Origin of the sequence: Flavobacterium sp. W22_SRS_FP1 (assembly GCF_052113685.1) — a bacterium.
Taxonomy (GTDB): domain Bacteria; phylum Bacteroidota; class Bacteroidia; order Flavobacteriales; family Flavobacteriaceae; genus Flavobacterium.
Map to the genome: position 1 here is coordinate 59,082 of NZ_JBGQOE010000012.1, position 12,577 is coordinate 71,658.

At 35.8% G+C, this 12,577-nt stretch carries 15 protein-coding genes and 1 pseudogene; 2 read left to right on the plus strand and 14 right to left on the minus strand.

The features are described 5' to 3' along the window. Nucleotides 1-32: 32 nt before the first annotated feature. The 11 genes from ACEN2H_RS08725 to dnaA all read right to left on the minus strand — a co-directional run bounded on the left by ACEN2H_RS08725 (nucleotide 33) and on the right by dnaA (nucleotide 9,041). Nucleotides 33-1,397 carry a methylmalonyl-CoA mutase subunit beta gene (locus tag ACEN2H_RS08725; protein WP_441731993.1) on the minus strand — a complete coding sequence of 455 codons (1,365 nt, stop codon included), beginning with the start codon at nucleotides 1,395-1,397 and terminating at the stop codon, nucleotides 33-35. Between the two features lie 22 nt (nucleotides 1,398-1,419). Then, nucleotides 1,420-1,752: an FtsB family cell division protein gene (locus ACEN2H_RS08730; RefSeq protein ID WP_441731945.1), complete on the minus strand. Its 333-nt coding sequence runs from the start codon at nucleotides 1,750-1,752 to the stop codon at nucleotides 1,420-1,422. Between the two features lie 140 nt (nucleotides 1,753-1,892). Then, complete coding sequence (gene udk / locus ACEN2H_RS08735) at nucleotides 1,893-2,501, minus strand: uridine kinase (RefSeq protein WP_441731946.1); 609 nt, start codon at nucleotides 2,499-2,501, stop codon at nucleotides 1,893-1,895. A 362-nt stretch (nucleotides 2,502-2,863) separates the two neighbouring features. Further along, the gene (locus ACEN2H_RS08740) at nucleotides 2,864-3,745 is read right to left on the minus strand and encodes an SDR family oxidoreductase (RefSeq protein ID WP_441731947.1); all 882 of its coding nucleotides are present in this window, start codon (nucleotides 3,743-3,745) and stop codon (nucleotides 2,864-2,866) included. Between the two features lie 73 nt (nucleotides 3,746-3,818). Continuing rightward, nucleotides 3,819-4,946 carry a methionine aminotransferase gene (locus ACEN2H_RS08745; protein WP_441731948.1) on the minus strand — a complete coding sequence of 376 codons (1,128 nt, stop codon included), beginning with the start codon at nucleotides 4,944-4,946 and terminating at the stop codon, nucleotides 3,819-3,821. Between the two features lie 177 nt (nucleotides 4,947-5,123). After that, nucleotides 5,124-5,618, minus strand: coding sequence for a YybH family protein (locus tag ACEN2H_RS08750; protein WP_441731949.1), 495 nt, complete (start codon nucleotides 5,616-5,618; stop codon nucleotides 5,124-5,126). A gap of 311 nt (nucleotides 5,619-5,929) precedes the next feature. Continuing rightward, on the minus strand, nucleotides 5,930-6,067 hold the full coding sequence (locus tag ACEN2H_RS08755) for a hypothetical protein (RefSeq protein ID WP_441731950.1): 138 nt from the start codon (nucleotides 6,065-6,067) through the stop codon (nucleotides 5,930-5,932). Between the two features lie 32 nt (nucleotides 6,068-6,099). Further along, on the minus strand, nucleotides 6,100-6,255 hold the full coding sequence (locus tag ACEN2H_RS08760; protein WP_441731951.1) for a hypothetical protein: 156 nt from the start codon (nucleotides 6,253-6,255) through the stop codon (nucleotides 6,100-6,102). A 64-nt stretch (nucleotides 6,256-6,319) separates the two neighbouring features. Continuing rightward, a complete protein-coding gene (locus tag ACEN2H_RS08765; protein ID WP_441731952.1) occupies nucleotides 6,320-7,042 on the minus strand; it encodes an SAM-dependent methyltransferase in 723 nt (240 codons plus the stop codon). Between the two features lie 96 nt (nucleotides 7,043-7,138). Beyond that, a complete protein-coding gene (locus ACEN2H_RS08770; RefSeq protein ID WP_441731953.1) occupies nucleotides 7,139-7,606 on the minus strand; it encodes a low molecular weight protein-tyrosine-phosphatase in 468 nt (155 codons plus the stop codon). Between the two features lie 7 nt (nucleotides 7,607-7,613). Then, on the minus strand, nucleotides 7,614-9,041 hold the full coding sequence (gene dnaA, locus ACEN2H_RS08775) for a chromosomal replication initiator protein DnaA (protein WP_441731954.1): 1,428 nt from the start codon (nucleotides 9,039-9,041) through the stop codon (nucleotides 7,614-7,616). 195 nt (nucleotides 9,042-9,236) lie between these two features. Between dnaA and ACEN2H_RS08780 the strand changes: the two genes are divergently transcribed. Then, the gene (locus ACEN2H_RS08780) at nucleotides 9,237-9,638 is read left to right on the plus strand and encodes an acyl-CoA thioesterase (RefSeq protein WP_441731955.1); all 402 of its coding nucleotides are present in this window, start codon (nucleotides 9,237-9,239) and stop codon (nucleotides 9,636-9,638) included. Nucleotides 9,639-9,659: 21 nt separating this feature from the next. Here the strand turns inward: ACEN2H_RS08780 and ACEN2H_RS08785 are convergent. The 3 genes and pseudogenes from ACEN2H_RS08785 to ribD form a co-directional block, all read right to left on the minus strand. After that, nucleotides 9,660-10,291 (minus strand): annotated as a pseudogene (locus ACEN2H_RS08785) (IMPACT family protein). A gap of 11 nt (nucleotides 10,292-10,302) precedes the next feature. Next, nucleotides 10,303-10,905 carry an HAD family hydrolase gene (locus tag ACEN2H_RS08790; protein ID WP_441731956.1) on the minus strand — a complete coding sequence of 201 codons (603 nt, stop codon included), beginning with the start codon at nucleotides 10,903-10,905 and terminating at the stop codon, nucleotides 10,303-10,305. Next, nucleotides 10,898-11,962: a bifunctional diaminohydroxyphosphoribosylaminopyrimidine deaminase/5-amino-6-(5-phosphoribosylamino)uracil reductase RibD gene (gene ribD / locus ACEN2H_RS08795; protein WP_441731957.1), complete on the minus strand. Its 1,065-nt coding sequence runs from the start codon at nucleotides 11,960-11,962 to the stop codon at nucleotides 10,898-10,900. The genes ACEN2H_RS08790 and ribD overlap by 8 nt, the downstream gene beginning before the upstream one ends. 119 nt (nucleotides 11,963-12,081) lie before the next feature. Between ribD and ACEN2H_RS08800 the strand changes: the two genes are divergently transcribed. Then, the gene (locus tag ACEN2H_RS08800) at nucleotides 12,082-12,567 is read left to right on the plus strand and encodes a GNAT family N-acetyltransferase (RefSeq protein WP_441731958.1); all 486 of its coding nucleotides are present in this window, start codon (nucleotides 12,082-12,084) and stop codon (nucleotides 12,565-12,567) included. Nucleotides 12,568-12,577: the final 10 nt, after the last annotated feature.

Genomic DNA, 12,577 nt, shown 5'->3' on the forward strand with positions numbered 1-12,577 from the left:
CACGATTCGTAGTTGATTGCTTTGGTTGGTTTTTATTCTAAATCGAGACGTTCCTGCTCAATTTTTTCAGCCAGTCGTTTTTCGATAATTGGGGTAATCAAGGTCTTTCGCGGTTTTATTTTTACAAAAGGGAACAATTCTAAATCATGTTTCATTTTGTCATCTTGGTTGGGATATTTATTGGTTCCTAACAACACTTCTTTTCCTGAATCAAAAAGTTCCTGTTCCTTGTCTGCACTCTCCTGTATTTTTCTTTTGATGACCCCTTCGTTCAGTTGTTTTAGAAAACCACCTGTAGCCTCGATATCTTTAAACAAGAGCAATGCTTTTTCAGCTAGCTGACTGGTGAGCGTTTCTATATAATAACTTCCGTCTGCAGGGTTATTCACTTTGTCAAAATAACTTTCGTTTTTAAGAACCAACAGTTGGTTGCGTGCGATTCTATCTGCAAATTCATTGTCCTTGTGATACAATGAGTCATAAGGTAAATTAGCAATGGCATTAGCACCACCTATAATTGCCGACATACATTCGGTGGTGGTTCTCAACATGTTTATATTGTAATCGTAAAGGGTTTTATTTCGTTTTGTAGGCGAAACAAGAAGATGGCATTCTAAATTATGGTTGTACTCTTTGGCTATTAAATTAAATAGTAAGCGGAATGCACGCAACTTGGCAATTTCGAAAAAGTAATTTGTTCCTACCGAAACCTCGAAGACGATCGGTTTATTGATAATTGGCATTCTATTGAAATATTCATTGGCGTGCGCGAGGGCATAGGCAATCTGCTGGACCATATTGGCTCCGGCATTTTGGTATAACCCAGCATCAATACTTATTATTGAGCTGTCTGGAGTCGCAGTGATTATGAGGTTAAGCGTATCAAAATTGTTTTTGTCCTTGGTTTTAAACCAATTTCCCTCTTTAGCTAATTGTCCTATGGGATCCAGATTGTAAAACGCTTTAGCCTTTTTTTGCAAGACTATAACATCAATTTTTTTAACGAAATCGATTGAAATAAAGTTAAAGTTGAAATAAATGGCGACCTTTTCCAGAGGCAATTTTTCCAATAGCTTTGCAACATCAATTTTTTCGTCGGTAATGGTGAAGCGAAGACTTTCGGCACCACGGGATAATGAGTCCATAGCTCTTTCCACCGATTTATCGATATCGAAAACAAAAATATTTTGGCAAATCTTGCATTCTGAAGCTTTTGTGGTCACAGGAAAAACTTTTGTCAACTCATCTTTATGATAAAAAGGTTTTACTTTAATATCTTCAGCTGAAGTCCAAATCAGGGTTTCATTGTAATCTGCACCCTTGAGTTCAAACTGTATTTTTTGTTTCCATTGCTTGGAGCTAACCGGATCGAAACTTTCGAATAAAGTAGTGGCCATTTTAATTGTTGTTTTTAATAATTCAAGATTTGGTGTCATTTTCAATGCTATCACCTTCTAACTCTATGATATATATATCCTCGTTTTCCTTCTTCATATAGTACTTCTCACGAGCGTATTTTTCTATTTGTTCTGGATTTTTCAACTGTTTTATTTGTTTTTCGTCTTTCTTTATTTCCTCCTTGTAGTATTCTTTGTTGTCCTCGAGCTCATTGACTTGGTTGTCTAAAAAACGATGGTCAAAATAAGAATAGTTGTCCAGGAAAATCATCCAAGACGAAAAAAACAACAATACCCATACATATTTATTCCTCAGGAATTTAAACCAAGATTTGTCCTTATGTGGATTTATCATTTTATTTTTTTTAGCCCCGATGGCCCCGATATCTCAGGCTTTTTAACTTGGACAAAGGGTAAAGCGGGAAGCGGCTCCTGATTCTTCCTAATATTGGGAAGAGATAATGGAATTATATTTAGGTTAAAATTACAATAAAATTATAGAATTCTTTGATTTATTACCGCACGAACTACATCTATGGCTACAGTATTATACCTGTCATTGGGTATGATAATATCAGCAAACGCTTTTGTTGGTTCTATAAATTGTTGATGCATAGGTTTTAAGGTATTTTGATAACGTGTTAAAACCTCGTCCATATCTCGTCCGCGGTCTGCGACATCTCGCTTTAATCGACGGATTAATCTTTCATCAGAGTCTGCATGCACATAAATTTTTACGTCAAAAAGATCTCTTAGCTCTGGATTAGCTAAAATCAAAATTCCTTCCACAATCATTACTTTGCGGGGGTGGGTAGTAATTGTGTCTTCCGTTCTATTATGGGTTAAAAAAGAATATACGGGTTGGTGGATTGTTTTTTCTTCTTTTAGTTCTTTTAGATGTGACACTAATAAGTCAAAATCAATGGCCCTAGGGTGGTCAAAATTAATAAGAGCCCTTTCGTCAAAACTTAAGTTATGGTTCTCCTTGTAGTAGGAGTCTTGAGAAATAATACCTACTTCTTTTTCAGGTAATTCATTCATAATTTGATGAACTACGGTCGTTTTTCCGCTTCCTGTTCCGCCTGCAATCCCTATAATGAGCATAAATGGTTGTGTTATTTATTGGTACCGCAAAAATAGCGTTTTTATTGGGAGTGAATTTTATTTTTTTAAATCTTTTAATGATTTATAGCGTTTTAATATGGAGCTAATCCAACTGTCTGTTTCAAGTTTTTGCTTGAATTACTTTTCTTCTTTTGCCCTTCAAGGAGCTTCCTTTGGTCGCTCTTTCTGGACTAGAAAAAAGTGTATTTCAAGCGGCAAAGCTTTTCACGTCCATTTGGGCTAGGTTGGCTGTTTTTCATATTGGAGATTAGCTTTTTAGAAATGTTTAAGTTCTATTGCGATTTAAACGGAAAAAGGAGCCTTTTGTTTGGCTCCTCTTTCTCACGTTCAATTATCTGGTATTATTTGTTTTTCTTCGATTTAATCATCATTTCCATTTGGTCCCAAAGCTCCTCAGGAATATCTTCGAGCATATTAAATTCCCCAGCACCTTTTAGCCATTCGCCGCCATCGATTACTACGACTTCACCGTTAATATACGCGGAGAAGTCAGAAACCAGATAAGCAGCTAAATTAGCTAGTTCCTGGTGGTCTCCCACGCGTTGTACGGGAACTTTTTTAGCCATATCAAATTTTTCGGCAAGATCTCCGGGTAACAATCTGTCCCAGGCACCTTTGGTTGGGAATGGTCCGGGCGCTATTGCATTAGAACGAATTCCGTATTTGCCCCATTCTACGGCAAGACTTCTGGTCATGGCCAGAACTCCCGCTTTGGCGGTTGCACTTGGTACAACATAGGCAGAACCCGTAAAGGCGTAGGTAGTTACAATATTCAAAATCGTGGAAGAGCTTTGCTTAGTTTCTATCCAGTGTTTTCCGAAAGCGAGGGTGCAATTTTTGGAGCCTTTCAAAACGATATCAATGACGGTGTCAAAAGCATTCGCAGAAAGTCTTTCTGTCGGCGAAATGAAATTCCCAGCGGCATTGTTTAGTAATACATCCACTTTGCCAAAGGCTTTCAAAACGCCTTGCAGCATATTTTCGACTTCATTATAGTGGCGTACGTCGCACTGTAGCGGTAGACAGATTCCGCCCGTTTCAGACTCCAGTTCTGAAGCAGTATTTTTTAGTTTGTCAAAATCTCTGGAAGTAATGGCCACCTTTGCACCCAATTCCATAAAATACTTAGTCATTGCTTTTCCTAACCCACTGCCTCCACCAGTAACAACAATTACTTTTCCTTTTAATGCGTCGTCACGTAACATTTTGTCTGTATAGTTCATATCGTATTATGTTTTTCAATTGTAAATATAGCAAAAAATACTATGCGTGCATAATAAATAAATAGTACTTAAATTATATACTGCACAATCTTTTGGCAGCTTGCTCTAAAGTGGCATTGTCTTTTGCAAAACAAAAACGGATCAAGTGCAGGTCTTTTTTATTCTCATAGAAAGTCGAAATAGGTATAGCAGCGACTCCATGTTCTGTAATTAATCTTTTGCAAAATTCTACGTCATTTTCAGGGGAGATAGCAGAATAGCTGGCTACTTGGAAGTAGGTTCCTTCACAAGGCTTGAGTTCAAACCTGCTATTCGTAAGTAAAAGTCTAAAATAGTCTCTTTTTTCCTTGTACATACTGCTAATTTCCTGAACGGAAACGAGGTCCAAATACTCACTAATGGCTACCTGAGAAAGACTATTGACACTAAAAACTAAAAACTGATGTACTTTTTTTATTTCTTTCATTAAATGTTCTGGCGCAACGAGGTAGCCCACTTTCCAACCTGTTACGTGAAATGTTTTACCGAAAGAGGAAACCATCACGCAGCGATTTAGGAGCTGGCTGCGCGTATGTGCCGAAATGTGTTTTTCTTCAAATGTGATGTATTCATACACTTCATCCGAAAGTAAAATTATTTCGGGAAATTTCATCAATATATTTCCTAAGGCCTCAAAATCTAATTCTGTTAGAATTTTCCCCGTTGGATTATGAGGATTGTTGATTATAATCATTTTGGTTTTCGGTGAGCACGCTTTTTCTATCCTTTCCCAATTAGGGGTGTAATCTTCATTAAGGGCAATACGAATGGGATTGGCTTTACATAAAAGTACTGGCGCTTCATAGCAATCATAACTAGGGTCGAGGATAATGACGTCCTCATCAATCTCAATTAAGGCTTGTATTGTTGCGAAGATGGCTTGTGTTGCTCCAGCTGTAACTAGTATTTCGGTCTCTGGATGAAGAATTCTACCATAAGAATTTAGGACTAAAAGAGCTATTTTTTCCAGAAGCGGCGGATATCCCGCCATAGGTAGGTATTGATGCACATCCTTTTTTGCTAGCCCAGCAACAATATTTACTAGTCTTTCGTCAACTGGGAAATTGGGAAATCCTTGCGAAAGATTAATAGCATTGTATTCGTGTGCCATTTTCGACATTACAGTAAATATACTTGTACCAATGTTAGGAAGCTTTGACATACTTTTCTTTTTAATTATTTAAAAGTAGGCAAATGGTTTGACCTTGTAAAGTGTTATTTTTAGATTTATTACTTCAAAAAAACATAAAGCAAAATACAGTTCTGTTTCGATGTTTTTTTAACACAAATAAAACACTCCAATTGAAGTGCTTTATTTGTGAATTTAGGTATTAAAGTTTTATTTTTTTGAATAGGGCATATCGGAACTTACCATATCTCTTATGCAAATGTATTTGCCATCTCTTTTTTCAAATAGACTCATGAAGTTTCCACTCATCATTTTTGTATTTGTGGAGTCAACAACTGTATATCCTCCAATTTCCACAACTTGGTTTCCGTCATTTGCAAGGTGAACTTCTCTGGTCTGGAATGATATTTTTGCTCCTTTTGGGAATGTTGCTAAATCTTCCTTTATGGACTCATGAATTGCCGCCTTACCTTGTAATGGTTTTTTTTCGTTTGAAAAACTGATGGCGTCGTCCGCATAATACATTATCTCGTCTGGATTTCTTGCATTATATGCTGCAGCAAAGGCGTCTTCCGTCGCTTGAATTTCAGTTTTAATGGCATCTTTGTCAACTGTGAATGTTAGAGCTTCTTTTTTTTCATTACAGCCGAGCATTAGAGACATGAGAACCAACAGTAACCCTCCTTTTAAAATCTTGTTTTTCATATTTTTTTTTAAAAAATTTATAATCGCGATTTTATTCTTGAGATAAAGGGATTTAAAATTAATTATAAATTATTGATTGTCAATGTAATAGGAGTTTTTTTTCGAAAAATTACTTTCATACCTTCGAAGTAATGAATTTAGTTAACCAAAGGTATACTGTTTTTTGGAGTGGAGATTGCCAAAATAAGGAGGTAAGAGGCTCAAAAAAAACAGACTATCTTAAAACGTATCTGTTTTGTAATAGTACGGGTTGTGTTCTTTGATTATATGCTTCGTTACCCTTTTGAGCAACATATTTATTTGTCAATACTTTAATCGGAATTAAGTCCGTTATAATATGCCTCCATAAAGGCAGCTTTAGATTCTTTCCAGTTGTAAACACTTTCTATTATAAATAGAGCAACCATTGTTAGTATCACTCCTGTAAGGAAATTTTTTAGTCCGTTCATTTTTTGGTATGTAAATACTTTTGAAATATTTTTTAGTTTGTTTTAGTTGCAGTCGGTTGGTTGTAACCATCATGCCAACCATTAGATATATCTTGTTTAACTTCTTTCCAGCTATAGATAGATTCTATTGCAAAAAAGGCAATCATACCTAATATAAATATCCTAATGTCTCTTTTGGTTATTTTCATTTTAATTAGTTTACGGGTTTAGTTTTTACTAAGATATGAAAATATTCCAGTTGTAATATAAAAATTACATTTTATGGATAATAAAAATTGTTGGACGTTTATGTAAATCAATAGTTTCTTTTTTCCAGGCTACGATTTTCTTGGTTTTGATATACTCTGTTGGTAAGGTGATATCAGTAGCGATGCATAAATGCGTTTCTGGATGCAAGGTTTGCAACAAATCTTCTAATAATTTATTGTTGCGGTAGGGCGTTTCAATAAAAATTTGGGATTGATTTTGTTCGAAAGATGTTTTTTCAAGATTTTTGAAACTTGCTCTCTTTTCGTCTTTTTCAATAGGTAAATAACCATGAAACGTAAAACTTTGTCCGTTCATTCCAGAGGCCATCATAGCCAAGAGGATAGAGGAAGGGCCCACTAAAGGCACCACTTGGATTCCTTTTTCATGTGCCAGTTTTACGATAACCGCACCAGGGTCAGCTACTCCAGGGCAACCAGCTTCACTCATTAACCCCATGTTTTTACCTTCCAACAAAGGTTTAATAAAATCAAGGTGTTCTTTTACTTCGGTGCGTTTGTTTAAAGTAAATAGGACCAGTTCAGATTGCTTTTTTTCCGGGTTTACCTCTTTTATTGATTTACGTGCTGTTTTGTCATTCTCAACAATGTAATGATCAATAAAATCAATGGTTCTTTTAACGGTTTGCGGTAAAACATCCATAGGGTCACAATCTCCCATAGTGGTTGGGATAAGATAGAGTTTTCCTAATGAGGTATTTGGTTTCATTAAAATTGATTTTTGTTTGTAATCTAATTTAGAAATGCAAAGAAAAGCATTAATAAAGAAACAGATAAGTAATTAAAATTTAAAAGAGATCAAGAATTATTGGTGGGTTACTTTTAACTTGTCCGCTATAATATCGCAAACTTCATTTAGCATATTGTAAACAATTTCGAAGCCATTTGGCATACCAAAATAAGGATCTGGAACATCAACATTTTCATTTGGATACAACTCATTCAAAATTATTTGCACTTTATTTTTTTGCTCAGAAGTTTGAGCTAATTCGATTACGTCGTCATAATTGGACTTGTCCATTACATAGATATAATCATAAGCTGCAAAATCATTGATGTTGAATTGCCTTCCTTTTTGCTTTGAAATGTCAAGCTTATTTTTTTTGGCGGTAGAAATAGAGCGCGGGTCCGGAGAATGACCAATGTGCCATGAACCTGTTCCTGCAGAATCTACGTTAAATTTATCTTTGGGAAGTTTAGACGCCATTATACCTTCTGCCAATGGTGATCGGCAAATGTTTCCTAAACAGACCATTAAAATATTTACAGGCATGATGGTATTATAACGTTAATTTTTTGTGGATATCTTCGACAAATTTCTTGAACTGTTTGTCGGTCGCTACTAAGTTGTCCACCGTTTTACAAGCGTGCAATACGGTAGCATGATCGCGGTCGCCAATTTGGGAACCGATATTTGCTAAAGACGCTTTCGTGAATTTTTTTGCGAAAAACATAGCCAATTGTCTTGCTTGGACTACATGTCTTTTTCTGGTTTTTGACTGTAATATTTCAAGATCCAATTGAAAATAATCGGAAACTGTTTTTTGGATGTAATCAATAGAAATTTCTCTTTTTACATTCTTCACGAATTTTTCGACAACACTTTTTGCCAAGTCAATGGTAACTTCTTTTTTATTGAATGAGGATTGTGCAATTAATGAGATAATTGCGCCTTCTAATTCACGAACATTTGATTTGATGTTGCGGGCTACATATTCGATGATTTCTTCTGGAATTTCGACACCATCACGATACAAAATGTTTTTAAGGATCGAAATTCTAGTTTCGTAATCCGGTTGGTGCAATTCAGCTGACAATCCCCATTTGAAACGAGATAATAAGCGTTGCTCTATATCTTGCATGTCAACTGGCGCTTTATCTGAAGTCAGAATAACCTGCTTGCCATTCTGGTGCAAATAATTAAATATGTGGAAAAAAACGTCTTGTGTCCCTGTTTTACCAGAAAGAAACTGAACATCGTCAATAATTAGAACATCAATTAGTTGATAAAAATGAATAAAATCATTTCTGTTATTTTTCTTTACCGAATCAATATACTGTTGTGTAAATATTTCGGCAGAAATATATAAAACTGTTTTATCAGGATGTTTGTCTTTGATCTCCACTCCAATAGCGTGCGCTAAGTGCGTTTTTCCCAGTCCTACCCCTCCAAAAATCAATAATGGGTTGAACGAGGTTCCGCCTGGCTTATTGGCAACAGCCATTCCCGCTGACCGCGCTAATCTGTTTGAATCTCCTTCAAGGAAATTGTCGAAACTATAATTGGCATTCAGCTGAGATTCAATTTTTAAATTTCTAATTCCAGGAATTACAAAAGGATTTCGTAATTCGGGATCTAGATTTTTAAAAGGAGCATCAACATTTTGGGGTTTCATCGGGGCACGGTTCGCACTTGGCAATTGTTCCGTAAACGGTTGTTTATTGCCATAAGTGTTTTCCATTTTGATTTTATAAAGTAACTTCGCATTTTTACCAAGCTCTTTTGTTAAGGCCACTTTTAATAGTTTTACATAGTGTTCTTCTAACCATTCATAAAAGAATTTACTAGGAACTTGAATGTATAATGCGTTATCGGTAAGTTCAACTGACTTGATCGGTTCAAACCAAGTTTTGAATGCTTGGTCCTGAATGTTGTCTTTAATAAAAGACAGGCAGTTTTCCCATACTGATTGAGCAGTTTTGTTCATAGATTCTAGCTGAATTATTTTATTTAGTAGTCGGTATCTTATTAAAAAAATAGCGTGATTTTGGCCATTTTTCGGGTTAACAAATATGTGAACAATTTTCTGTAAAAAAAAATAAATGGGTATATAATTTGTAAAAATATTGTTGTAAGAGTAGTTGAATGAGTAAATTTATTAAATAAAAACTTAAATATAAGTATGAAAGAACATGAATTTAATGTAAGGGTAAGGTACTCTGAAACGGACCAAATGGGAGTGGTTTACCACGGTAATTATGCACAGTATTTTGAGATGGGACGCGTTGAATGGCTTAGAAACATGGGTGTTTCTTACAAGTGGATGGAGGAAAACGGAATTATGCTTCCTGTGGTTTCTTTGAATATAAATTACAAAAAACCGGCACGGTATGATGACCTATTAACGGTTAAAACTATTTTTAAAAGTCAAACTTCAGTCAAGATAGAGTTTGACTATGAAATTTATAATGAGAACAAAGAGTTGTTAACAATTGCTAGTTCTATTTTAGTTTTTGTGGACATGAAAACGTCTCGTCCGACGCTTCCTCCGGACTACGTAAATGAAAAACTTGCTAAAATGTAAAATAATCGGTCTTAAACAAAATTATTCTTTAATTTTTATGTCGATTTCGAATAAAGAGTCAAAAATGTCGAATATCATTTCGGCATTTTTTTTTCGTATTTTTATCTCGATTAAGCCAATTGGCAATCCCGTTTCCTCAGGTATTTCCATTTCCTGGGATACGATTTCTAGTTTTTTTTCTTTGATCACTCTCATAACTTTATTCATGTTTTTATAATCAAATGATATCTGGTAATCTACGTCTATTGTTTTTTCAATTATTTTTGAAGATTCAAGGGTCATTTGAGCTGTAGCTTTGTATGCGGATATTAATCCTCCGACACCCAGTTTTGTTCCTCCAAAAATTCTTACTACAACCACAGCTGTGTTTGTGACTGCAAAGGACTGTATTTGACCATAAATAGGCATTCCTGCGCTATTGCTTGGTTCTCCATCATCATTAGCCCTATAGGAAAGGATTTCTGTACCTATTTGATAGGCATAACAAAAATGGCCTGCGTGGGGATGCTTTTTTCTTAATTGATCGAGAATTGGTTTTAGTTCCTCTTCGGATTGAATGGGAAAACATAACCAAAAAATTTGCTGCTCTTTTCCTTTAGTAGTATCTGTTCCGAAGCAATTGCAATTGTATTGTAGGTATCCTTATTTTTCAATACGTATTCGTCTAAATTATATTTTTATTAAATAGATCCACTACATCTTCTTGGCCTACTTGTAAATTCCATACTTGGAAACCAAGCTGTGCTGCGGCGTCTGTGTTTTCTTTTTTATCATCAACGAACAAAGTTCGTTTGGCTTGCAATTCATGTTTATTTAAAACGTAATTGAAAATTTCCAAATTTGGTTTGCGCATTTCTACTTCAAACGAAAAGTAGACCTGTTCGAAACATTGATAAAAATCACTGTAAAAAGTAGTCCCGCTTTTTTGCTCGAATGTCTCGATATGAATAGCATCCGTATTACTAAGTAAAAAAAGCCGGTATTTTTTGGAAAGCATTTGGAGGAATTCCAAGCGGTACAGTGGGAAGTCCAGTAAAATTGCATTCCAGGCCTCCATAATTTCTATAGTGCTCGCCTGTGGGATCTGTTTCTGAATGCCTTGAAGGAAATCATCTCTTGTGATTTTACCGGTTTCAAACTGAATATTCAAATTGTTCATGTCTTCATTCCATTCTGTCAGTCCTAATTTTTTTAGGCCGTTAACAGTAGCTTGTTTGTCTAAGTTGATAAAGACATCTCCAAAATCAAATATAATTGAATTAATCATGGTTCCTTGCTATTTTAAGTTCATCTTGGCAGATTAATTGATTTTGACAATAACTTTTGCGAAGTGTTGGTGCTTTTGTGCCTTTGATGAAACTCGTTTTTCCTGAAAAAACACGCGCTTCATCCCAAAGATTTGCATCAATAAAAGTCTGTAGTGTTTGTAGGCCACCTTCAATAATTACAGATTGAATTTGGTGCCGATACATTGCTTCCGCCAGTTGCGTCGCTATATTTTTTTCGAGAACAACTATCTCAAAGATAGGGTTTTCTCGGAGAACAACTCTCATTTTTTTTGAAATAACAATAGTTTTGGGTTGATTGTCAAATATATGGCTGTCGTTTGGGATGCGGTTGTTTTGATCTAAAACCACTCTAATAGGGTTGTTTCCCGTCCAGTCGCGAACGTCTAATTTTGGGTTGTCATCGATAACGGTTTGAGTGCCTACCAGAATTGCCTGTTCTTCACTTCGCCATTTATGTACTAATTGTCTTGAATAAGGATTGGTGATCCAGACTGGCTTACTGACGTTGTTATTGAGGCTTTCTCTGAATGTAGAATCAGGCGCTATGAATCCATCTTGACTTTCTGCCCATTTCAAAATAATATAGGGTCTTTTCTTCTGATGGAAAGTAAAAAAACGTTTATTTAGTTCGTTGCATTCATCCTCGAGGATGCCAACGTTTACATTTAGTCCGGCTTCAATCAATTTTTTTATTCCGTTACCGGCTACTTTTACGTTTGGGTCTACGGTTCCGATTACGACATTCGGAATCTTATTTTTAATAATTAAGTCACAACAAGGAGGGGTCTTTCCGAAATGACTGCAAGGTTCTAGACTGACATAAATGGTCGCTTTTTTTAATAGCGATTTGTCTTTTACTGAATTTATGGCATTCACTTCAGCATGAGGTTCCCCTGCTTTTCTGTGCCAACCTTCACCGATTATTTTATTGTCATAAACAATAACACTTCCCACTAAAGGGTTCGGGTAGCTTGTTCCAAGTCCGTTTTTGGCCAATTGTATGCAGCGCGATATGTATTTTTCATGTGTATTCACGATGCAAAAGTAATTATTTTTAAGTTTAGGCCCGAATCATCGGGATTAGTTTTGAAACTTTTGATAATAGTAGCAAACAATTTCTACTTTTGTGGTATAAAAAATAATTACCTACAATAATGGAAAATTTGGTTATCAGGAAGATTGAAAAAAGAGACAATCAAGCTGTCGCAGAATTGATACGTTCGGTTTTTGACGAGATGAGTATCCCGAAAGTGGGAACGGCTTACGAGGACCCTTATTTAGATTTGATGTTTGAGGAGTACAGCAAGCCGAAATCCGTTTATTATGTTGTTGAAAATGAAGGAAAAATAATGGGAGTGGCTGGCGTTGCTCCGCTTGAAAACGAAGCGGAGTCTATCTGTGAACTACAAAAAATGTATTTTCGTCCGGAAACTCGTGGCTTGGGCATCGGAGGTCAAATGATGGCTAAATGTATGCAGAGTGCCAAACAGTTTGGTTTTGAGAAATGCTATTTGGAAACGATGCCTTTTATGCATGCTGCCCAAAAACTGTATAAAAAAACTGGTTTCGTTAATATCGATGCTCCAATGGGATCTACAGGCCACGTGTCTTGCCCTGTCTGGATGTTGAAGGAACTGTAAGTCAAGACGA